This is a genomic window from Peteryoungia ipomoeae, from assembly GCF_004912165.1.
In the GTDB taxonomy this organism is placed as follows: Bacteria; Pseudomonadota; Alphaproteobacteria; order Rhizobiales; family Rhizobiaceae; genus Allorhizobium; species Allorhizobium ipomoeae.
Window position 1 is genome coordinate 95,446 of the sequence record NZ_STGV01000006.1, and the last position, 20,207, is coordinate 115,652.

Here is a 20,207-nt window from a genome sequence, read left to right on the forward strand (position 1 = left end):
CGCTCAAATTCAGGGCGTCGCTTAAGCGACGTATAATTGCGCCCTTAGATCCGCTTCTTCGAACCGGCGGGATCATTGGCCAAATGCTGACGCTTTGGCGAGATGCAGATCTGCACCTTCCAACCGGAGGAAAAGTGAAGGACGCTGCCCCCCACTCCGATCCAGGATAGCGACAGCGAGATTACGGGAAGACAGCGGATGAAGAAGCCAACCTCAAAGATCAGGGAAGAGATCGCGCGCCTGCAGGAACAACTCAAGCAGGCAGAAACCCGGGATGCAGAGCGCATCGGACGCCTTGCCCTTCGCGCGGGGCTTGGTGAGCTCGATCTCGAAGAAACACAGCTCCTTGCAGCATTCGAAGAGCTTGCTGCGCGGTTTCGAGGAGCCGCCGGAAAACGCACAGATGCCGGTCGCACTTCGAAGGCCACGACGCTCCACCCTGGCGAAACTGAGGGGCAAATTGCAGAAGGCTGAACGTATGATCAAGATGACAGTTGCCGAGGCCAGAAAGAAAGATGCCAGAGACAAGATCGAATTTGGAGGACTGATCGTGAAGGCAGGCCTGCGCTACGAGAAGCGCGCATTGCTCTACGGTCTTCTGCTTGACGCTGCCGGGCGGATCAAAGTCGACGATAACGAACGTAAACGTCTGCTTCATCTCGCTCCTGCCGATCGTGTGTCACTTCACAGACATGAATCGATAGTCAGTTCCCGATTCGAAACTCTCGTTGGACACTGGAGGGTGAAAGCGCGATTCTGCTGCAATGGTCGTACAACCTTACCAGCATTATGTGGAGCGACGGGACGGGACAAAAAACATGTCCCGGTTCTATGCATTGTCGATCGAGGCAAACCTGTTTGGTGAAGCTTGCCTGATACGTCGATGGGGACGGATAGGCGCAAATGGTCGGACCATGACGCATCAGTTTGAGCGCGAACAGGATGCCGTTGCGCTATTCCTTGAACTTATTCGTCAGAAGCGGAGACGAGGATATAGAATGCTGTCGGACAACAAGACCTGATTTTTATCGGGAGATAAGAATTCTGATCCCAGCCAGTGTTTCAGCCTACTCACAATCAAGCGGTTGAACACGGCTGGCTGGTCGACGGCAAAGGTTCCGCTCCTAAAGTAACCGACAAATCATGCTTAGAGGTGCGGCCGTTTAGAAAGGCGCTTGAACGGGGCCGACGCCCTCTCATGAAGGTGTCGACCGATGACTCAAGGAGTGACGCTTCCGGTGTCAGTAGAGTCTGTCGAGTCTCTGGCAAGGGCAACGTCTTCTGGATCTGGCCCTACCGGATCTGGCTCAGTTACCATGTCGTCACCCGGCTCGATTGTCGGAGGAGTCTCCAGCTCGATGACTGGATCCAGCACGGGATCGACGACCGGTTCGACCGGCGCGGCTGCAGCCAGCTCCTCTCGGATCTCGTCGATCTTGCCCACAGCCGGTCCGACGCCGAGCGTTGTCTTTGCCCATTCGAGCATCTCATCATCGATTACGGTGCCGGGCCTGGCGGTCGCCTCGAGCGCTGCTCGCAGCGCTTCGTCATCAACTGCTGCATCGGTTGGCAGGATGTCGACACCGTTGGAAAGTTCATAGGTCGCATAGGCCACGGCATAGTCACGGATAGCGGCCATGCGAGGATCCGACGAGTTGAGGTATGCGTGGTAGTTGCGGTTCAGCGAATTCAGTCCTGCGAGCTTCGCCTGGATCGGTCTGGTCTTCGGCTTCTCCCGCGGAACAGATGCCAACGTCGTTACAGGTTCGATTATATGACCTACAGTTGGTTTAGCGGCGGGTCGCTTGGCCCGCTTATCGGAAAGGTGTGTCTTGCTGGATTTGGCCTTCTTGCCGGTGATCGTCGCGATAGCATCGGAGAAGACGTTTGCTCTCTGGCCGCGGTCGATGCTGCGTGCATTCTTGCTCTCATGGCCGCGGCTGTTTCCGCCACTGTTATTCCCGCTCTTGCCGCTGCTCTTCCCGCCATCTTTGCCGCCGCTACCTCCGCTCTTCCCGCCCCCGTTACCGCTGCCACCGCCCTTGTCCTTGGCAAAGGCAGCAGTTGTGCCGATCCCAGCTCCGTCTGCAATCAGTGCAAAGGGTGCAACGGAAATAGCCAGAGAAAGACAGGCCGCGGCGGCCAATTTAGCAAACTGCATCTGTATCCTCCGCACCAGAACACCGTGCTCGCGTCGGCACGCTTAACAGCGCAAACACTTGCAGACGGCGATGACCATGCCGCTAACGCTTTCATTTGAAATTTAGGAGATTATCCGATTGGGTTTCGCAGGCCGCATCGTGCTCTGAACCCGTTCTGGCTTTGCCAAAACGCCAAAGGTGCACAAAGATTCCAATTGTGGCTGCTCGGCATGGGTAATGTTTTGGCCGGGATTGTGTTTGAAGCCCTGCCATCGAGAGAATGGACATGGACGGCCTGAAGGAGCGCCACAAGATCACAAGTCGGAGCTTGGCAATGGCGGCGGACGGCAGTTCGTGCGCTTCGCCGCAGCGTTGGAGTGAGCTATCAATATCAACCGGTTTCGCCGAGAGGTGCAGGAAGACCTCGATCTTCATTTTCATCGGCTGGAAAAGAGAGTTCGCACTGAAAGCCCGAGCGCCCGCTCGCTAATGTCACGGTCCTTAAGGCCATTGTACCGTTCATCTGCGCCATGAGCTTGTCGACGATCGCAAGACCGAGACCGGCTCCAGGTTTGCTGGTCTGGCCGCGCTTGAAACGCGTCCGGTAGACATTTGGATCGGGATCGGAGAGGACTGAAACGCTGTTGGTCATGGTGATCAGCCCATCCTTCGTTACGGCGACCATGATGGGCTCTCCCTCGGACCCATAGCGGGCTGCATTTTCCAGAAGATTGTTGAAGGCAATCGCGAAGGCGTCAGGGTCAATCGCCCGCATGAGCTCCGACAGGCCCGGCGATGGCTGAACTATGATGGTTGCCGTCGGATGGGAGCGCTGAAAGCTTTCGACAAGCAGATCGACGAGGGCGATCAAGTCGACCGGTGTGCGCGCGAACCCGATGCCTGCCTCCGCGCGGGAGAGTTGCAACAGTTTCTCCAGCATCAGAGATAAGCGGCGCAGCGCTTCAAGGACACGTTCCGATCGAGACTTGTCCTGCGGCTCGCTCAATTGTTGGGAGAGCAGTTCCATCTGGGCGAGCGCCCCGGCAAGGGGTGTGCGCAGTTCGTGCGCGCTGTTGGCAGCAAGGTCCCGCTCGGCCTCTATTGCCTGTTTCAGACGTGCGAGCAGCGTGTTTATCGAGCCCGGGATCGTCGCAATTTCTGTCGGCAGGCCACCGAGAGCGATCGGTTCGAGATTGCTTCCGTCTCGTACGCTGATCGCGTCCCGCAATGCGTTGACGGGGCGTGTCGCGCGCACCACAATCCAGCGGGTCGCGACCATGCCAAGCGGCAGAAGCAGCAGGATAGGCAAGAGCAGCGTCAAGGCGCTTTCGAGTGTCGCTTCGCGGCGATGCGCGAGTGAATCTGCCACCTGTATGAAGAGCGTATCGCTGACGGTCGCGATGGTGAAGATCCTGACGCCGTCGCCGCTCCAGAAACCTGGGGCAAGTGGCGCGGGATAAGGCTCCGTCCCGACATTGTGCGAATGCATCAGCACGCGTCCTGCGGCATCGCGCACCTGGTAGGTCAGGTATTCGTCGGCTGCGCCCGGGGTAAGGGCGGCGACCCGGTTCGGCTCGCTGCCGGCGTCACGGCGGAAATGGTCGTCGACCACCAGAGGGGCCAGACGTTCCGTGGTTTCCTGCAGGGCGCTATCGAAGACCTCGTCAAATTCCGCGCGCATGACATGGATCGAAAGCCCGACTGCGATTGTCCAGAAGACGGCAAGCAGGATCGACAGTGACCAGACGAGGCGTCCGGCAAGGCTTCGGGTCTCAAATCGCATCGGCAGAAATCCTGTAGCCGACGCCTCGCACGGTCTCGATAGCTTGCCTGCCCAGCTTTCTGCGCAGGCGGCTGACATAAACTTCCACAGTATTGCTCTCGACCTCCGCCCCGAAGGCATAGAGCGCCTCTTCGATCTGTGCTTTGGAAACGATGGCGCGCTTTCGCGCGATCAACCGGTCCAGCACGGCCCATTCGCGTGACGAAAGCAGAATCTCCTCGCCGTCCTCGGCAGTGATCCGTCGCTCGGAAGCGTAAATCGCGATGCCACCGATCAGGAGATCAGGCAATTTGTGCGTTCCATAGCGCCGTGACACGGCGTGTATGCGCGCCTGCAATTCGCCGAGATCGACAGGCTTCACCAGATAGTCGTCTGCTCCGGCGTTCAGTCCGGCGATCCGGTCGGACACTTGGTCATGCGCCGTCATGATGATGACCGGCATTTCGTCGCGGCGGGCGCGCATGGCCTTGAGGATGTCGAGCCCGCTGCCATCCGGCAATCGCAAATCCAGGAGAACGAGATCATATGCGGCGGCCTCGAGGCTCGCTTCAGCCTCGTCTCGCGTGAGCGCCCAGTCCACGGCATGGCCCTGGCGGTCCACATAGGTCTTCACAGCATCGCCCAGCATCTCGTCGTCTTCCACCAAGAGAACCCGCATCCCGATAACCTCTATTCAAGCGGCTATGTCATCATTCATTGCAGCTGAAACTGACAGGCCGCTGAACCACCCGCAAGGTTGAAGGATGTCTTCAGGTGGTTGTCAGCTTGAAGCTCGATCTTGCAATCCGTGTCCAACACAGGAAAGGAACACCTCCCATGCGCAAGATTATCATTGCTCTCAGCCTTGCAACAGCATTCGCCGGTACGGCTCTCGCCTCGGAAAAATGCAAAGTCGCCATGGCCGACTGGAAGCCGCGCGAGACCCTGCAGACCAAGCTCGAGGGCGAAGGCTGGAAAGTCCGTTCGATCAAGACGGAAGACGGTTGCTACGAAGCCTATGTCATCAATGCCAAGGGCGAAAAGGTCGAGGCCTATTTCAATCCGCAGACTCTTGAATCCGTCGACATGAAGATCGAGGATTGATCGATGGCGTCGACAGTCAAGGTCTGGGATCGTCCAATCCGGCTCTTCCACTGGAGCCTTGCGGGCAGTGTCGCCTTGTGCTGGTTAACGGCGGACGATTTGCAGAGTGTGCACGAAGTGGCAGGCTATGCGGCCGCCGGCCTGGTTGGCCTGCGGCTCGTCCTCGGATTGGCCGGGACGCGGTATGCACGCTTCACCCAGTTCATCCGTTCGCCGCAGCGAACGCTTCGCTATGCCAGCGAAACGCTGCACCACAAGGAGCCGCGTTACATCGGCCACAACCCGCTCGGTGCGGCCATGGTCGTCGCGTTGCTTGTTATGGTCGCTGGCATCGCGCTCACCGGCTTCATGCAAACAACGGATGCCTATTGGGGCGTGGAGTGGGTCGAGGAAACCCACGAAGTGCTGGCGGAACTGCTGCTCGTCGCCATCGCGCTGCATGTGATTGGTGTCGTCCATGCAAGTCTTCGGCACCACGAGAACTTGGTGGCATCCATGATCACCGGCCGCAAGCGGGCACCCGCTCCCGGTGATATCTTCTGATCTCGCAAATTCCTTCAAAACAAATGAGGACGCCGCAACTTGCGGCGTCCTCATTGCATTCTGCACCTTGCGAAACCGCTCCCGTCGACCCTCTCAACAGGAGCAAGGGACTCACGTCGTGAATTCAATCGACAGCGCGTAAAGCAGAAGAATGGAATTGGCTGAGATCAGGCAAAAGACGGCCAGCGAGCCGAGATCCTTGGCGTGTTTGCCTGTCTCCGACAGCTCGGGAGAGATGCGGTCGATGATCTCCTCGATCGCTGTGTTGACCGCTTCCATCGCAACCAACAGCAGGAACAGGACAGCGGCGGAGAGCCGGATTGCTGTCGCCACATCCATCACGCCATAGGCCAACGCCAATCCGGCGCCGGCCAGGATCTCCTGACGAAAGGCCGCTTCCTTCGCCAGTCGCGCTAGGCCGCCAGCCGAGTAACCGGCAGCAGACCAAAGATGGGCAAGCCCCGTGTGCTTCAATGGGGCATATTTTATGTCATGCGTCATGAGGATACTCCGTTGCGGCAGTGTGCAAAGATGTCGAGTGCGGGATCATGGATCTGCGTCGTCACCTGCATCAGGCCGAGAACACTGTGGAAGAGGTTGTCGTGAGACAGGGGCGCATCCGCCTTCGCTGCCAGGCAAGCCTTGTCTATCCCGGTCGACTGTTGCAGACCCGGCGACGCCCAGAGCACAAATGGCACATGGGTCTGCTGCGTCGGTGCAAACATGTAGGGCGCGCCATGCAGGTAAAGACCGTTCTCTCCGAGTGACTCGCCGTGGTCCGACATGTAAATCATCGCCGTGTCCAGCCGATTTCCATGCGCCTCAAGCGTGTCGATCACCTGCGCCAAGATGTGGTCGGTGTAGAGCAGGGCATTGTCATAGGCGTTGGCGATTGTCTCTGGCGTGCAGGTGTCGAATTCGACCGAGCGGCAATCCGGCCCGAATTTCCGGAATTCCTCGGGATAACGCAGATAGTAGGCGGGGCCATGATTGCCGAGTTGGTGCAGCACCAAAACGGAGTCGCCATCGACCTTCTCCAGCCATGCGTCGAGACCGTCGACCAGGATTTGGTCCAGGCATTCACCATCCTTGCAAAAGCGCAGATCATCCGACTTGAACAGCTCTGTCTTTTTTATTCTGTCGGCGACGTGCTTGTCGCCGGTGTTGTTGTCCCACCACTCCGTCTTGATAGCGGCGTGGCTCAGAACATCCATCAGGTCTTCGGTGGCCAGTGCCTTTGCGTGGGAATAATCGCTGCGGCCATAGACGGAGAACATGCAGGGGACAGACACGGCCGTTGCCGTTCCGCAACTCGATGTGTTCTTGAAATAGACGATGTCGCGCTTTGAGAGCTCGGGATTGGTTTGGCGTACATAGCCGCCGAGCTGAAAATTCTCAGCCCGTGCAGTCTCGCCGACAACAATGATGGTCACCCGCGGCTTGCGCTCGCCGTTTGTGATGGCATCCGAGACCTTCGCATCCATGCCGAGCGGCTGAACGACGATGTCTTTCTCCTTGCTTTCCCCGATCAGGAAACCGGCAGCGCTGGCCATGGGGAAGACCGGGTTCAAGCTGCGGAACCAGTCTCGATGCTGGCGAATGTTGAAAATGTAAGTGCCGCTGTTGGACAGCCCCGCCAGCCCAAAGATCAACAGGCAGGGCAGGATGATCATGAGGTTGACCGCGACCTTCTTCAGGATCGGCCGATGCACCACGTCCACTATGAAGATGAAGAGTGTCGGCAAAAGGCCGAACAGCACCATGTGAAGGATGAAGGCGGGTGTGATCAGGTGACCGGCTTCCGCCCGATTGGTCTCCATGGCATTGCGGATCATCTCGCCATCGATGATGACCCCGAACCGGTCCATGAACCAGGCTCCCGAAACGCTCGCCAGAACGGCCGCAATCAGAACCGGCTTGATCACGTATTTTGCCGAAAAGGTGACGGTCAGCGCCGTGAAAGCAGCAAGCAGCCCGATGCCGAGCGCAATCACTGCAAAAGCATCGCCCTTGAGAAAAACGGAGGACTTCGTCCAGAATGTCCCATTCATGAAGAAGAGAAGGTAGATGGCGGTGAGAAGGCTCAACCACTCGCTGCGCATCCGCGGTCTGAAGCTCGCAAACGTCTTGAACAAGCCCGCGTCCTTTCGTGCATGGATCAAAGATATCCGATGCACTGCCGGGTAAAGCTGACAGAGACCTGAACGGTGGTTTTCGCAGGCTTGGGTGGGAGGGGCATACACCGCGCCGCAAACGCCGGAAAATGGTAGTCGGCCACACAGGCGCCCGCCGCGCCGCTACTGTCACAGTGTGTGGAGGGCAGTGCTTGCTGAACAAGAGGGGGCACGCTCTGTCATGCCCCAACTTCGCTTTTATGACCCGCTGGCTGCCTGCGTGGATCAGTCGACCCGGCGACCTTCCCCATCGAAGACATGCAATGTCTGCCTCGGGAAATCGACGCGTATGGTGGATCTAGATTCAAGCACGGCGCGGTCCAGTGTGAAGACCTTGAAGGGCAGGCCATGCACGGAGAGATGCATGATGATGCCAAACCCGGTCGGCTCGATCAGGTCGACGCCGGCCTCGATGGCCCCGTTCGGGGCGATCACCACGTGCTCCGGACGAATGCCCAGTGTAACAGCCGTATCGTTGGCAAGCGTGCCGCGGGCTTCCACCTCAACCAAGGTCCCGTCCGCAAAGCGGACGGCGGCGCCGTCTTCACGGGCGACATAGTACCCGTTTATAAAGTTCATCCCCGGTGATCCGATGAAGCCTGCGACGAAGAGATTGGCCGGACGGTCATAGAGTTCGAGCGGCGGCCCCACCTGCTGAACGACGCCGCCATGCATGGCAACGATACGATCGGCGAGCGTCATGGCCTCGATCTGGTCATGTGTCACGTAGATCGAGGTTGCGCCGAGGTCCGCGTGCAACTTCTTGATTTCAGCCCGCATCTGCTCGCGCAAGCGCGCGTCGAGGTTGGAGAGCGGTTCGTCAAAGAGGAAGGCTTTCGGCCGGCGAACGATGGCGCGTCCCATGGCGACACGCTGGCGCTGTCCGCCCGACAGAGCCTTCGGGCGGCGTTGCAAAAGAGCGTCGAGGCCGAGCTTTGTGGAGGCATTGGCGACGATGTCGGCAATCCGCTCCTTGGCGGTCTTGCGAAGCCGCAGGCTGTAGCTCATGTTCTCGGCCACCGTCATATGGGGGTAGAGAGCATAGGACTGGAACACCATGGCGATGTCCCGATCCTTGGGGGGCAGGTCGTTGACTTTTTGACCTTCAATCGCGATCTCACCGGCGCTGATATCTTCCAGACCGGCAATCATGCGCAGCAGGGTCGACTTGCCGCAGCCCGAAGGGCCGACAAGCACGATGAACTCACCGTCCTTGATCGAGAGATCGACGCCGTGGAGAACCGGAAAGTGGCCGTAGTTCTTCTTGACGGCCGAAATACTGATGGAAGCCATGGAAATACCTTTCAGCCTTTGACCGCACCGGCCGTGAGGCCCTGGACGAGATAGCGTTGGATGAGGAGGAAGAAGAGGCAGGCGGGGATCAGGGCAAGCACGCCGGCCGCCATCATCTGCCCGAAATTGACGGAGAATTTCGACACGAAGGACAGGAGCCCGACCGGAAAGGTCGCAGAGTCATTGCCGGAGATCAACATGAGGGCAAAGAGCAGTTCCGACCACGCGGCGGTGAAGACAAAGCCGAGCGTTGCCGCGATACCTGGCAGCGTCAGCGGCAGGATGATCTGCCGGAAGGCAACAAACTGGGTGGCACCATCGATCATCGCAGCTTCCTCAAGATCCTTCGGAATTCCATCAAAGAAGGACTGCATCAGGAAGGTGGCGAAAGGCACGTTAAACGCCGAATAGACGATAACGAGGCCTGTCAGGCTGTTCGTCAGGCCGAGGGGCGACAGCATCTTGAAGATAGGGGCGACCAGCATGACCAGAGGAAACATCTGGGTCAGCAGCATCAAAGCGACGATCCAGTATTTTGCCCGGAAATTGAAGCGGGAGAGGGCATAGCCCGAGAGCGACGCAAGCACCGTTACCACGAGTGCCGTGCAGCCTGCCACGATCAGGCTGTTCTTGAAAAAGGTTGGGAAGGCGCTGTGCGTGATCACGAAGCTGAAATGCTCAAAGGTTGTGCGCGAGGGCCACATCCGCACACCTTCGCTGTAAAGAAGCTCGTTCGGTGTCACGGAGACCTTGAGCAGCCAGTAAAGCGGGAAGAGCGCCGCAACGATATAGGCGAGGATCGCGAGCCGATGGGCGATCGTGCGGGCGATACGAGAGGTCCTCATAGGCTCAATCCTTGTTGAGGAGCGACTGCCGCAGCAGCACGATCAGCATGGAATAGGCGAGCAGCAGGACGAGCAGCACCAGCGCGATTGCCGAGGCATAGCCGAAGTCGAGCCGCTTGAAGGCCTGGGTGAAGATGTAGGAGGCGACGATCTGGGTTCGATCCGCCGGACCGCCATTGGTCATGACGATGATCAGGTCTGCAAAGTTTGAGACCCACACGGTGCGCAGCAAGACGGTAATTGCGATTGTCGGAGCCAGGAAGGGCAAGGTGATCGAAAGGAAGCGCTGCACCGGACCCGCGCCATCGATGGCGGCCGCTTCGTAGAGGTCGCGGGGAATAGATTGAAGTGCCGCCAGAAGTGTGATGGCAAAGAATGGAATGCCCCACCAGACATTGGCAAGGATCGGCCCCCACATCGCAAGCTGCGGGTCTGCAAGAATGTTGTTTGGTTCCGACAGAATGCCGAGCGCATGCAGCCAATGTGGCAGTGGTCCAATGACCGGATTGAACAACCAGGCCCAGTTGAGACCCGCGAGAAAACTCGGCACCGCCCAGGGAAGGAAAACGAGGGCTTGCGCCAGGCCCCGGCCATAGAAGGGCTTGTCCAGCAGAAGCGCCAGGATGAGCCCAAAGAAGAACTGCAGGGCAACGGATGCACCTGTCCACCAAAGGGTGTTTTTCAGGGCGCGATAGAAATCCGCGTCCTGGCCCAGCGTACGGAAATGATCGAGCCCGATGAAGCCGCCGGAAAACGGATTGAGAAGCTGGATGTCACGAAAGGCATAGGAAATGCCAAGGACAAGCGGCACGAGCATGACGGCCACGATCAGGATCAACGCTGGCGCGCTGTAGAGATAGGGGTCGGCTGCGTCGGCGATCCGCCTGAGCAGCGGCCGTCGATCACCCGGGTGGCGGGGTGAGATCATCGTTCTGACTTCCGGTTTCTGGAGTGGTCGAGCCGGGCGGAGCGTTACTGCTCCGCCCGGTCGTCAAGGGGTCACTGCTTTGCCAGATGCTTCTGCTGCGCCTTGGTCAGATATTCGGCCCACTGGTCAGCCAGCTCCTGCGGGGTGATGTCACCCAAAAGGGCCTGCTGCGATGTCTTGATCACCAGCGAGTCCTTGAAGAAGGCGAATTCCTCGAGATGCGTCGGCATGACGGTCGGCACCGCATCCTTGTCGGCGAGTTCCTCGAACCAGCCCTTGAACTGCGGGCTGGAATAGAAGGGATCGCTTTCCGCAGATTTCAGCGCCGGAAGGGCGCCGGTCCGCTTGTTCCAGGCGATATTGCCGTCCTTGCCTTCCAGCGTGGCGATCAGTTTCCAGGCCAGATCCTTGTTCTCGCTTGCCGACATCATCGACCAGCCTGCATAGCCGATGGTCGGGAAGGTCTTGCCATCGGGTCCCTTCGGCATGGTCATGACGCCATAATCGTCTTCGCCCATGTGCTCGGCAATCGCGATAAGGGCATCGGGATCCTGGTCGAGGAAAGCGCAGGTGCCGCTGTAGAAGCCGGCAACGATTTCGTTGAAGCCCCAGTTAACGCTGTCCTTTGGCGCGTAACCATTCTTGTAAAGGTCGATCAGCCAGGTCAGGCCCTTGACCCAACCTTCGTTATTGATGGTCGACGTGCCGTCTTCCTTGAAAAAGGAATTGTCACCTGCCATCGATGCGCCGAACATGACCCAGCCATTGAGGCCACCGGGGCCGCCACGCAGGCAATAGCCATATTTGCCGGGCAGGGCAGACACTTTTTTGGAAGCTTCGGCGAATTCCTCCATGGTCTTGGGCGGTTCGGAAACACCGGCTTCTGCCAAAAGCTTCTTGTTGTAGAACATGGCCCGCAGATAGAAGCCGTAGGGCAGCATATAGGCTGTGTCCTTGACGTCGCGGCCAAGCTCCAGCGCCCGATCGGAAAGATCCGCAGTCTGGTCCCATTCCTTGAGGTAGGGTTCAAGGCTTTCGACAATGCCGTTGTTGGCATAGAGCGACAGCCAGGTGTCGGGCATCTCCATGACATCCGGAATCTCGCCGGCTGAGACCATGGTCGCAAATTTCTGAAAGGCTTCACCCCAGGGCAGGGAGATGATCTCGACCTTGGTGCCCGGGTTTTCTTTTTCGAAAGTCGATACGATCGACTTCAATGTTTCGGTGCGTTCCGGGCTGGTGATGACTTCCACCAGCTTGAGCGTCGTGTCGGCGAGTGCGGTACCGGCCATCAGGGCCGTCATCAGGGCTGCTGTCAGAAACGTTTTCATTGAATGGTTCCCCTCTTGTTGAGATTTGTTTGACAGACTCAAGGTTGGCGGGCGGCGTCGATGGCCTCCTCCAGATCTCTCCACAGGGCCTCGGTTCCTTCGAGGCCGACATGAAGACGCACGGACCGCGGATGCATGCCGAAGGCATGGGCGGAATTCGGTTGGGCTTTCTGTTGCAGCACGACTTGACCCGGCACGATCAGGCTTTCGTGTCCGCCCCAGCTCACACCGAGCTTGAACAATTGAAGCTTGTCGGCGAAGGCACGGATGTCGACACCCTCGCGGAAGACGAAGGAGAAAAGGCCCGATGTGCCGGAAAGCCCCGGCGGCAACTGGTTGGCAAGTCCCGGATGGTTGACTTTCTCGACCTCTGGCCGCGCCTGAAGGCGGCGGGCGATATCAAGCCCTGCCGCCTCATGAGCCTTCATGCGGATCGGCAGGGTCCTCAGGCCACGGATCAATAGCCAGGCGTCGAAAGGTGACATCTTGCCACCGAGATAGGGCAGGGCCTCGCCGCGAATGCGATCGATGAGGTCCTTCGATCCGGTCACGACGCCGGCAACCACGTCGCTATGGCCGCCAAGATATTTCGAGGCGGAATGCAGAACGAGATCGACGCCGAGCGACAGCGGGCGCTGGAAGATGGGGCTCGCCCAGCTGTTGTCGATGACGCTGACGGCGCCGTGCTTTTTCGCAATCACGGACAGTGCCGCGACATCATGGGGCTCCATGATCCAGCTTGTCGGGCTTTCCATGTAGAAGAGCTTTGCGCCCGGCATGGCCTTTTCGACCGCTTCGAGGTCGGTGCCATCGACATAGGTGACGTCGACTTTCATCCGTTTCAGAAGCGTCCCGAACAGCCGGAAGGCGTCCGGATAGAGATGTTTCACCGCAACGATTCGGTCCCCTGGCTCGATGAAGGTGATCACTGTGGAGGAGATGGCCGCCATGCCACTACCAAAAGCGAGCGCATCCTCACCGCCCTCGAGCTTCGCCAGCATGTCCTCGAAATGTCGGACCGTCGGATTGAGCCCACGCGAATAGACCGGTCTGGTCTTCTCTCCACGATAGGTCGCGACCATTTCATCGTAGGTTTCGAAGGTGAAAAGCGAGGTCTGGACGATCGGAGGAACAACCGCCTCGAAGGCATTGGTCTCGTCATGGGCAACGACGAAGGAGGCGTGGTCGAACGGGTCGATGCCGGTGATCATTTGGACATTTCCTTGATGTCTTCCTCGACGATATCGAGGATCTTGATGGTTTCCCGCCGCGCGGCCTCGGTGTCCTGGGCCGCAATCGCGTTGAACAGGGTGCGGTGATAGGGGAAGGACCTGCGGGCAAAATCCGGACGGTCAAAGGGCGTTTCCCAGAAGCTTTCGAAGGCCTCCCGCATCTGCTCCAGCAATTGCCGGAAAAGGGGATTGTGCGTGGCGTCGTAAATGGCAAGGTGAAACGCGAGGTCTTCTTTTCCGGCCGTTCCCTTTTCCAGATGCACCCGTTCCATCTCGTCCAATGCCCTGCTGATATGCTGCAAGTCGCCATCGGTGCGTTTGCGGGCCGCAACCATACAGGCCTCACACTCGATCCCGCGGCGAACCTCAAGCGTTTGGAGAAGCACGTCTCGGAGATTGTCCATGGTGACGGACAATGGCATGTGGACCGTGCCGGAGGTGATCGGTTTCAAAAGATAGGTGCCGCTTCCCTTGCGGGTTTCCATGACGCCCAGCGCCTGAAACTGCCGGATAACTTCGCGGATGGTCGAGCGACCGACGCCGAGGGCCGCCATCAGCTCCCGCTCTGCCGGAAGCCTATCACCGGCGGCCAACCGCGCCTGCTGGATATAGGCTGCGAGTGACTCCATGACCTGTCGGCCTCGATCTGCAGGCGGAAGCGGAGAAAGGGTGGATTTCATTGTCGCCCTTTAAATTGGTCTGACATCATATCAATCAGCCGCAACGCCTCTTGTCAACGGAGTTGCCTGCGCGCGGCCACGCAGCTCGACAAATTACGATGTCGAGCCAGAGGCGCTTGTTGATCAAAAAAGGTGGTGCGCAGTCACCAGACTATCTGGGGCTGTGGGGGGTGTGGGTAGTGGCTTGCCGAATGCAACCGGCCCTGACCTGAAGAATTTCAGCCGTCGTTGCACTAAAACTGAGCGCGCGCCCCAGGCGCTCGACTAAAGGCCGTGCGGCAACGAGTCAGCGTTGCTCAGGGACGTCACGGGGTTCAAGAGACAGCAACCGGTCCATCAGGAAGCCGACAGTATCGGCCACGGTGCAGCCGCTGATGATGCATTCATGCATGTCGCAAACGGTATTGCAGACGCGCTCGCGCCGCGCGTTCGTGACCGCGAGGGTGAGGCTGTCACCGTCCGCGCTCATGCTCAATCTGTTGTCTTTAAACATGATCCCGTCCGCCTGCTGGTGTCTGCCCTAGACTTTTGCGCTGGTGAAGCGGGGAAAGAGGATCTCATTTTCCAGATGCATATGACGGACGAGATCGTCGGAAAACTTCTTCGCGTTCGTGTAAAGCGCGCGCCATGAATTGCAGGCGCCTTCCGGCAGATGAAATCCACCCGTCACGTGTTCCAGTTCCGCCAGATGCTGCGCCTCGACATCATGCTCGTGGCGCATTTGTTCGATGGGTCTCGTCAGCATCGGCTGGTCATCGCGTTCCATGAGCGGGAAGAGAAACACCTCCTCGCGATGCATGTGATCGCCGAGATCGCTCTTAATCCGTTCGAGGAGATCTGCCAGTCCGAGCGGAGCATCGGGATGATCGGCATGCACGCGCTCGACCTTGGCCGCAAGTGGAATGAGCGAGATGAGTTCCGCCCGATGGGTGTCATGGTAGCGCGTTCGAAGGTGATGGATCAGGTCGATCGTTCCCTCTGGCGCTTCAGTCGAAGCGGCGCGTACAAGGCTCTGCAATTCGCTCAGCATAGCTTCGGGTGAAAGGCCTGCAGCGACCGCCGCCTCCTGAATGCTGTCTGAACCGCCGCAGCAGAAGCTGATCCCATGTTGGCGGAAAAGTTCTGCTGCACCGGGGATGGATGTGGCGATCTTGCCGACCGTCTGACTTTGCTGGAGTTCCATGGGGTTCACCTTGCTTGAGCTCTCGCGCATTTCCGCTTTGGAGCGGACTATGGACACCCGCACTGATTGGGTCGTTGCGCTTCCGCAAACAACATGACGTCGGCAGGTTGCGCGATGCCACAGACCTTGCGGAGTGGTGCTCGCCCGCAACGACCGCAATGACCAAGGCTGCGCCATCGCGGATATGATGGAAGCTCATTGAGAGTATCGCAGCGGAACCCGTCAGCCTGAGCAGGGCTGAAGCCTTTTCAGGTTCTGTGCCGCCCAAAGGTGTCTCGCCGAAGACGGGTGCAACCCGTATCAGATCCCCCCATCGGCAAGCAACCCACTGTGCGCGCGGTCGACGGCGTTGCGTAGCTGATCAATTGCCGATGCCGTTGGGAGCTTTTCGCCTTGCAGTTCTTCCGGCATTTTCCAGCCGGGATCAACGCCTTGCATGTTCGGAAGCTCGTGAGCGATACCCTTGTGGCAATCGATGCACGTTGCTTTGCCATTCAGAAGAAAGCGCGTGTGGATCTCCGCAGCACGTTCCGTCTGTTTCGACAGGTCCATGGCGATGGAGGAGTGGCAGTTTCTGCACTCGAGGCTGTCATTGGCTTTCAGTCTTGCCCATTCGTGCTGTGCCAACCGCAATCTCTCATCCAGAAATTTCTGACGCGTATTGATCGTTCCGAAAATCTTGCCCCAGACTTCCTTGGAGGCCTGCATCTTGCGCGCGATCTTGTCTGTCCACTCATGCGGGACGTGACAGTCTGGACAGGAGGCCCTGACGCCGGATCGGTTGGAGAAGTGTATGGTCCTGGTCATCTCCTCGTAGACGTTGGTCTTCATCTCGTGGCAGCTGACGCAGAATTCCTCCGTATTCGTCAGTTCAAGCGCCGTGTTGAACGCACCCCAAAACATGACGCCGCCGACAAAGCCGCCCAGCGTCAGGAAGGCCAGGCTGAGTGTCGCCGCTGGTGTCGTGAGGATGCGCCATGTCCATGCGAGCAGGTTGCGGAGCCTCTGCATCTTTAATGCTCCTCCCCCATCAGTTTAACCCCCATCTCGCTCATGTCGCGAAAGGTGTTGCCGACCAAAGGGTTGGTCTCTGCCTGGGGCACGTGGCAGGCCGTGCAAAAGTACCGTCTCGGCGAAACGTCTGCCAGCATCTGCCCTTCACGCGTGATGTAGTGGGTCACGCTGATCATCGGAGCGCCGGAGCCTTCCGTAAATTCGCGCTTGTGGCAGGAGAGACATCTGTTGGTGTTGACCGACAGTTGGTAGCCTTCGATGGAGTGTGGAATGACGGGAGGTTGGTCCGGGTAGGCGCGCATTTTGCGCACGTCATCCACATTCCATTTCGGCAATGGTTTTGCCGGGAGACTATCCATCTGTTGAGGCGGGCCGGACAGTTGCGGAACCGATTGAGCAACCACGCCGCCACCGATGAGGCAGGCTGCGAACATGGCAAGGGCGCCGAGCCGGCCTCTTGTCAGGCCACGGGAACGATCTTGACTGCGCATTTTTTGAAATCCGTTTGTTTGGAGATCGGATCGGTGGCGTCAAGCGTCACCTTGTTGATCAACTGGCTGGCATCGAACCATGGAACGAAGATCACGCCGGGAGGCATGCGGTTGCGACCACGCGTCTCGACGCGGGTCCGCATCTCGCCGCGACGCGAGACGATGGTGATCTCCGCCCCCTGATTGATCCCGCGTTTTCGTGCGTCGTCGGCGTTCATGAAACAGCGGGCGCCGGGAAAGGCCTTGTAGAGCTCGGGCACTCTCATCGTCATCGAACCGGAATGCCAGTGTTCCAGCACGCGGCCGGTCACCAGCCAGAAATCGAACTCCTCGTCCGGGGATTCCGCCGGCGGCTCATAAGGGACTGCGAGGATGACTGCACGCCCATCGGGTTTGCCATAGAAGCGCACCCCTTCGCCCGGTTTCACATAGGGGTCATAGCCTTCGCGGTAGCGCCACTTCGTTTCCTTGCCGTCGACGACCGGCCAACGAAGGCCCCGTTCCTGGTGATAGACGTCGTAGGGCGCCAGATCATGCCCATGTCCGCGCCCAAACTCCGCGTACTCCTCAAAGAGGCCCTTCTGGAGATAAAAGCCGAAGGCTTCGGCTTCGCGATTTGTGTAGTCCGGGTCAACTTCGGATAGGGGATATCGGTCAACCTTGCCGTTTGCGAACAGCACCTCAAAAAGCGTCTTTCCGCGGTAGTCAGGATTCTGCGCCAAGATCTCCTCGGTCCAGACCTCATCGGTCGTAAAGCGCTTGGAGAACTCCACCAATTGCCAGAGGTCCGAGCGTGCGTCTCCCGGTGCATTGACCAGTTGATGCCAGACATGCGTTCGGCGTTCTGCATTGCCATAGGCGCCCTCTTTCTCAACCCACATGGCGGCCGGCAGAATGAGGTCGGCCGACATGGCGGTGACGGTGGGATAAGCGTCTGAGACGACAACGAAGTTGTCCGGGTTTCTGTAACCGAGATAGGTTTCATTGCTGGTATTGGGGGCTGCCTGAACGTTGTTGTTCACCTGGACCCAATAGAAGTTCAGCTTGCCATCCTTCAGCATCCTGTCCTGTTGCACGGCATGGTAACCCGGCTTGTCAGGGAGGAGGCCGTCGGGCAGCTTCCAGATCTCCTCGGCATGATGCCGGTGCTCGGGATTGGTCACCACCATGTCCGCGGGCAGGCGATGCGCGAAGGTGCCGACTTCGCGTGCGGTTCCGCAGGCCGAAGGCTGGCCAGTCAGGGAGAAAGGGCCATTGCCTGGCTCCGAGATCTTTCCCGTCAGCAGATGCAAATTATAGATCATGTGATTGGCCCAGACACCGCGCGTGTGCTGGTTGAAGCCCATGGTCCAAAGCGACATGACCTTGGTGTCGGGATTGGCATAGAGCTCGGCGAGCTGTTCCAGGAAGCCGGGATCGGACCCTGTCAGTTCGGCTACTTTCTCCAACGTATAGTCCGAGACGAAAGCCTTGAAGCTGTCGAAGTCGATCGGCTCCATCTTGGTCGGATCACCGGCATTTTTTGCCTTCACCTCGAGCGGATCGTCCGGTCGAAGGCCATAACCGATATCGTCCACGCCCTTCATAAAGGTCGTATGCGCGCGCACGAATTCCTCGTTCACCCGACCGGTCGAGATGATGTGGTTGGCGATGTAGTTCATGATCGCCAGATCGGTGCTCGGCTTGAAGATGATCGGAACGTCGGCAAGGTCCATGCTGCGGTGGGTAAAAGTCGATAGCACCGCAACTTTCACATGCTCGTGGCCGAGCCGCCTGTCTGCGAGGCGTGTCCACAGGATCGGATGCATCTCCGCCATGTTCGAGCCCCAGAGCACAAAGGCGTCGGCGTGCTCAAAGTCATCGTAGCAGCCCATCGGTTCGTCCATGCCGAAGGTCCGCATGAAGGCGTAAGCCGCAGATGCCATGCAATGGCGGGCATTGGGGTCCAGGTTGTTGGAGCGGAAGCCGGCGCGCATCAGCTTGGTCGCGGCATAGCCCTCGAAAATGGTCCACTGACCGGAGCCGAACATGCCGACGGCTGTCGGTCCCTTCTCACGCAGAACCTTCTTGCACTGCTCGGCCATGACGTCGAAAGCTTCGTCCCAACTCACCGGTTCGAATTCGCCGTCCTTGGCAAATTGCCCGTTGCGCTTGCGCAGAAGGGGGGTTGTCAGACGATCCTCGCCGTACATGATCTTCGAGAGGAAATAGCCCTTGATACAGTTGAGGCCGCGGTTCACCTCGGCCTGCATGTCGCCGTGCGTGGCGACGACCTGTCCTTCCTTGACGCCGACCATGACCCCGCAACCGGTGCCACAGAAGCGACAGGGTGCCTTTGACCATTTGATTTCAAGCGACTGGACGCCACCCGGAACAGACTGGGCATTGGCCGGCAAGCTGATGCCGGCGGTGGCCGCTGCAATCGCGGCGGCATGGGCCTTGAGCAGACTACGCCGCGTCAGTTCTGTGTCCATTGATCAATCCCTCCTCCAAATTCTCTGCATGCTCGAAAACCATGTTTGCCGCCATGACATCCGGAAGGCTTGAAATGGCCGCCAATGTGGCGCCCATTTCGCCGCTGGACTTGCCCTCGATCACGATGATGATCTTGCCCTGTTCAGCGGCATGAACTTCGACGTTCGGCATTTCTGCCAAAGTTTCGACAAGGCGATCAGCCGCACCGGGCGTGCACAGGACAACGGCACTGGAGACATGAAAGCGGTCAGGCGCGCGCGTCGACATGCGGACTACTCCTCAGCGATATGGAAATTGCGCTCGTCGGGCAGTGGCCGATGCAGGCGCCGCAGCCGGTGCAATCTTGGTCAGCAATGTCCGGATGCCATGGTCCGCCAGCGCGCGGGCGAAAGCGGATGGCGTCGGCCGGACAATGATCACGGCATGACTGACAGTCGACGCCATTGAGCGCCAGACAGTGCGAGAGCACTAGTGCTGTGTGGGAGAAGGAGAGGTCCGCGTCGAAAAACATGTCGGAATGCGGACAATTCTCGCGACATATGCCGCAGAAATCACACCCATCAATGGAAAAATCGAGCGTGGGCATGCCGGACTGCATCGAGATGATTGATTTCGGACAGTGATCAACGCATGCCCGGCATTGTTCGCAGATCTCCGAAACAGGACTCCCGAGGCCCGGTGGGAGAATATGCACTTCTTCCCTTATCTGTCCTCGAAGCAACGATCGTCGCGATAGTAGGGTCACCATCGGATCCTCGCTACGCTGGAGGGCCGGGCGGACCGGCGATGATCTGGTACATCCAGACAATGAAGCCGAAGCCACCGACGGCCGCTACTGCAAGGATTGGCCAGATGCCGAAGGCGAGTATGAAAAATGTCGCAAGCTCGGATCGACGCCGCAAACGGCGGTCGGAGGCAGACAACGCGGTGGTGTTCTCGGTGCTGTGACGCACGGGCTCCTCCTCCTGCTCGCAATCAGTGTGCGTTTTCATCACTCTTCTGTCAAGGAAA

Annotated in this window: 23 protein-coding genes and 1 pseudogene; 5 read left to right on the top strand and 19 right to left on the bottom strand. The window is 58.7% G+C overall.

Going from position 1 to position 20,207, the window contains the following annotated elements; all coding sequences use genetic code 11:
• The first annotated feature begins 198 nt into the window (after positions 1–198).
• The 3 genes and pseudogenes from traC to FAA97_RS17140 all read left to right on the top strand — a co-directional run bounded on the left by traC (position 199) and on the right by FAA97_RS17140 (position 1,022).
• Complete coding sequence (traC, locus tag FAA97_RS17130; RefSeq protein ID WP_136599779.1) at positions 199–474, top strand: conjugal transfer protein TraC; 276 nt, start codon at positions 199–201, stop codon at positions 472–474.
• 4 nt (positions 475–478) lie between these two features.
• Positions 479–655 (top strand): annotated as a pseudogene (gene traD / locus FAA97_RS17135) (conjugal transfer protein TraD); the annotation flags it as partial.
• Positions 656–818: 163 nt separating this feature from the next.
• Entirely contained in the window at positions 819–1,022 is a 204-nt protein-coding gene (locus FAA97_RS17140; protein WP_342774487.1) for a WGR domain-containing protein, read from the top strand.
• Between the two features lie 197 nt (positions 1,023–1,219).
• Here the strand turns inward: FAA97_RS17140 and FAA97_RS17145 are convergent, their stop codons facing one another.
• From FAA97_RS17145 to FAA97_RS17155, 3 genes are all read right to left on the bottom strand, one after another.
• Complete coding sequence (locus FAA97_RS17145; RefSeq protein ID WP_136599781.1) at positions 1,220–2,161, bottom strand: hypothetical protein; 942 nt, start codon at positions 2,159–2,161, stop codon at positions 1,220–1,222.
• 371 nt (positions 2,162–2,532) lie between these two features.
• Positions 2,533–3,924, bottom strand: coding sequence for a sensor histidine kinase (locus FAA97_RS17150; protein ID WP_136599782.1), 1,392 nt, complete (start codon positions 3,922–3,924; stop codon positions 2,533–2,535).
• Positions 3,914–4,582, bottom strand: coding sequence for a response regulator transcription factor (locus FAA97_RS17155; protein WP_136599783.1), 669 nt, complete (start codon positions 4,580–4,582; stop codon positions 3,914–3,916). The genes FAA97_RS17150 and FAA97_RS17155 overlap by 11 nt, the downstream gene beginning before the upstream one ends.
• Before the next feature lie 158 nt (positions 4,583–4,740).
• Between FAA97_RS17155 and FAA97_RS17160 the strand changes: the two genes are divergently transcribed.
• Positions 4,741–5,007 carry a PepSY domain-containing protein gene (locus FAA97_RS17160; protein WP_136599784.1) on the top strand — a complete coding sequence of 89 codons (267 nt, stop codon included), beginning with the start codon at positions 4,741–4,743 and terminating at the stop codon, positions 5,005–5,007.
• A gap of 3 nt (positions 5,008–5,010) precedes the next feature.
• Entirely contained in the window at positions 5,011–5,550 is a 540-nt protein-coding gene (locus FAA97_RS17165; protein ID WP_136599785.1) for a cytochrome b/b6 domain-containing protein, read from the top strand.
• Between the two features lie 111 nt (positions 5,551–5,661).
• Here the strand turns inward: FAA97_RS17165 and FAA97_RS17170 are convergent, their stop codons facing one another.
• From FAA97_RS17170 to napE, 16 genes are all read right to left on the bottom strand, one after another.
• Complete coding sequence (locus tag FAA97_RS17170; RefSeq protein ID WP_136599786.1) at positions 5,662–6,051, bottom strand: diacylglycerol kinase; 390 nt, start codon at positions 6,049–6,051, stop codon at positions 5,662–5,664.
• Positions 6,048–7,652, bottom strand: coding sequence for a phosphoethanolamine transferase (locus FAA97_RS17175; protein WP_168801039.1), 1,605 nt, complete (start codon positions 7,650–7,652; stop codon positions 6,048–6,050). The genes FAA97_RS17170 and FAA97_RS17175 overlap by 4 nt, the downstream gene beginning before the upstream one ends.
• A gap of 297 nt (positions 7,653–7,949) precedes the next feature.
• Complete coding sequence (locus FAA97_RS17180) at positions 7,950–9,017, bottom strand: ABC transporter ATP-binding protein (protein WP_136599787.1); 1,068 nt, start codon at positions 9,015–9,017, stop codon at positions 7,950–7,952.
• An 11-nt stretch (positions 9,018–9,028) separates the two neighbouring features.
• A complete protein-coding gene (locus tag FAA97_RS17185) occupies positions 9,029–9,862 on the bottom strand; it encodes a carbohydrate ABC transporter permease (RefSeq protein WP_136599788.1) in 834 nt (277 codons plus the stop codon).
• Positions 9,863–9,866: 4 nt separating this feature from the next.
• Complete coding sequence (locus tag FAA97_RS17190) at positions 9,867–10,790, bottom strand: carbohydrate ABC transporter permease (protein ID WP_136599789.1); 924 nt, start codon at positions 10,788–10,790, stop codon at positions 9,867–9,869.
• A gap of 71 nt (positions 10,791–10,861) precedes the next feature.
• Positions 10,862–12,121, bottom strand: coding sequence for an ABC transporter substrate-binding protein (locus FAA97_RS17195; protein WP_136599790.1), 1,260 nt, complete (start codon positions 12,119–12,121; stop codon positions 10,862–10,864).
• A 38-nt stretch (positions 12,122–12,159) separates the two neighbouring features.
• Complete coding sequence (locus FAA97_RS17200; protein WP_136599791.1) at positions 12,160–13,332, bottom strand: PLP-dependent transferase; 1,173 nt, start codon at positions 13,330–13,332, stop codon at positions 12,160–12,162.
• The gene (locus tag FAA97_RS17205; protein WP_136599792.1) at positions 13,329–14,033 is read right to left on the bottom strand and encodes a FadR/GntR family transcriptional regulator; all 705 of its coding nucleotides are present in this window, start codon (positions 14,031–14,033) and stop codon (positions 13,329–13,331) included. The genes FAA97_RS17200 and FAA97_RS17205 overlap by 4 nt, the downstream gene beginning before the upstream one ends.
• Before the next feature lie 286 nt (positions 14,034–14,319).
• Complete coding sequence (locus FAA97_RS17210) at positions 14,320–14,526, bottom strand: hypothetical protein (RefSeq protein WP_136599793.1); 207 nt, start codon at positions 14,524–14,526, stop codon at positions 14,320–14,322.
• Between the two features lie 27 nt (positions 14,527–14,553).
• Positions 14,554–15,216: an iron-sulfur cluster repair di-iron protein gene (gene ric / locus FAA97_RS17215; protein WP_136599794.1), complete on the bottom strand. Its 663-nt coding sequence runs from the start codon at positions 15,214–15,216 to the stop codon at positions 14,554–14,556.
• A 300-nt stretch (positions 15,217–15,516) separates the two neighbouring features.
• Positions 15,517–16,227, bottom strand: coding sequence for a NapC/NirT family cytochrome c (locus tag FAA97_RS17220; RefSeq protein ID WP_136599795.1), 711 nt, complete (start codon positions 16,225–16,227; stop codon positions 15,517–15,519).
• A 2-nt stretch (positions 16,228–16,229) separates the two neighbouring features.
• Positions 16,230–16,721 carry a nitrate reductase cytochrome c-type subunit gene (locus FAA97_RS17225; protein ID WP_136599796.1) on the bottom strand — a complete coding sequence of 164 codons (492 nt, stop codon included), beginning with the start codon at positions 16,719–16,721 and terminating at the stop codon, positions 16,230–16,232.
• Positions 16,691–19,195, bottom strand: a complete 2,505-nt coding sequence (gene napA / locus FAA97_RS17230; protein WP_136599797.1) for a periplasmic nitrate reductase subunit alpha — start codon at positions 19,193–19,195, stop codon at positions 16,691–16,693. The genes FAA97_RS17225 and napA overlap by 31 nt, the downstream gene beginning before the upstream one ends.
• On the bottom strand, positions 19,170–19,463 hold the full coding sequence (locus FAA97_RS17235; RefSeq protein ID WP_136599798.1) for a chaperone NapD: 294 nt from the start codon (positions 19,461–19,463) through the stop codon (positions 19,170–19,172). Before FAA97_RS17235 ends, napA begins: the two co-directional genes overlap by 26 nt.
• A complete protein-coding gene (locus FAA97_RS17240; RefSeq protein ID WP_136599799.1) occupies positions 19,444–19,944 on the bottom strand; it encodes a ferredoxin-type protein NapF in 501 nt (166 codons plus the stop codon). Before FAA97_RS17240 ends, FAA97_RS17235 begins: the two co-directional genes overlap by 20 nt.
• Before the next feature lie 10 nt (positions 19,945–19,954).
• Entirely contained in the window at positions 19,955–20,149 is a 195-nt protein-coding gene (gene napE, locus FAA97_RS17245; RefSeq protein WP_425467433.1) for a periplasmic nitrate reductase, NapE protein, read from the bottom strand.
• Between the last annotated feature and the right edge of the window lie 58 nt (positions 20,150–20,207).

Coding starts and splice junctions, on each gene's coding strand:
- traC (WP_136599779.1), top strand. CDS start 199: ATGAAGAAGCCAACCTCAAAGATCAGGGAAGAGATCGCGCGCCTGCAG.
- FAA97_RS17140 (WP_342774487.1), top strand. CDS start 819: ATGTCCCGGTTCTATGCATTGTCGATCGAGGCAAACCTGTTTGGTGAA.
- FAA97_RS17145 (WP_136599781.1), bottom strand. CDS start 2,161: ATGCAGTTTGCTAAATTGGCCGCCGCGGCCTGTCTTTCTCTGGCTATT.
- FAA97_RS17150 (WP_136599782.1), bottom strand. CDS start 3,924: ATGCGATTTGAGACCCGAAGCCTTGCCGGACGCCTCGTCTGGTCACTG.
- FAA97_RS17155 (WP_136599783.1), bottom strand. CDS start 4,582: ATGCGGGTTCTCTTGGTGGAAGACGACGAGATGCTGGGCGATGCTGTG.
- FAA97_RS17160 (WP_136599784.1), top strand. CDS start 4,741: ATGCGCAAGATTATCATTGCTCTCAGCCTTGCAACAGCATTCGCCGGT.
- FAA97_RS17165 (WP_136599785.1), top strand. CDS start 5,011: ATGGCGTCGACAGTCAAGGTCTGGGATCGTCCAATCCGGCTCTTCCAC.
- FAA97_RS17170 (WP_136599786.1), bottom strand. CDS start 6,051: ATGACGCATGACATAAAATATGCCCCATTGAAGCACACGGGGCTTGCC.
- FAA97_RS17175 (WP_168801039.1), bottom strand. CDS start 7,652: ATGCGCAGCGAGTGGTTGAGCCTTCTCACCGCCATCTACCTTCTCTTC.
- FAA97_RS17180 (WP_136599787.1), bottom strand. CDS start 9,017: ATGGCTTCCATCAGTATTTCGGCCGTCAAGAAGAACTACGGCCACTTT.
- FAA97_RS17185 (WP_136599788.1), bottom strand. CDS start 9,862: ATGAGGACCTCTCGTATCGCCCGCACGATCGCCCATCGGCTCGCGATC.
- FAA97_RS17190 (WP_136599789.1), bottom strand. CDS start 10,790: ATGATCTCACCCCGCCACCCGGGTGATCGACGGCCGCTGCTCAGGCGG.
- FAA97_RS17195 (WP_136599790.1), bottom strand. CDS start 12,121: ATGAAAACGTTTCTGACAGCAGCCCTGATGACGGCCCTGATGGCCGGT.
- FAA97_RS17200 (WP_136599791.1), bottom strand. CDS start 13,332: ATGATCACCGGCATCGACCCGTTCGACCACGCCTCCTTCGTCGTTGCC.
- FAA97_RS17205 (WP_136599792.1), bottom strand. CDS start 14,033: ATGAAATCCACCCTTTCTCCGCTTCCGCCTGCAGATCGAGGCCGACAG.
- FAA97_RS17210 (WP_136599793.1), bottom strand. CDS start 14,526: ATGTTTAAAGACAACAGATTGAGCATGAGCGCGGACGGTGACAGCCTC.
- ric (WP_136599794.1), bottom strand. CDS start 15,216: ATGGAACTCCAGCAAAGTCAGACGGTCGGCAAGATCGCCACATCCATC.
- FAA97_RS17220 (WP_136599795.1), bottom strand. CDS start 16,227: ATGCAGAGGCTCCGCAACCTGCTCGCATGGACATGGCGCATCCTCACG.
- FAA97_RS17225 (WP_136599796.1), bottom strand. CDS start 16,721: ATGCGCAGTCAAGATCGTTCCCGTGGCCTGACAAGAGGCCGGCTCGGC.
- napA (WP_136599797.1), bottom strand. CDS start 19,195: ATGGACACAGAACTGACGCGGCGTAGTCTGCTCAAGGCCCATGCCGCC.
- FAA97_RS17235 (WP_136599798.1), bottom strand. CDS start 19,463: ATGTCGACGCGCGCGCCTGACCGCTTTCATGTCTCCAGTGCCGTTGTC.
- FAA97_RS17240 (WP_136599799.1), bottom strand. CDS start 19,944: ATGGTGACCCTACTATCGCGACGATCGTTGCTTCGAGGACAGATAAGG.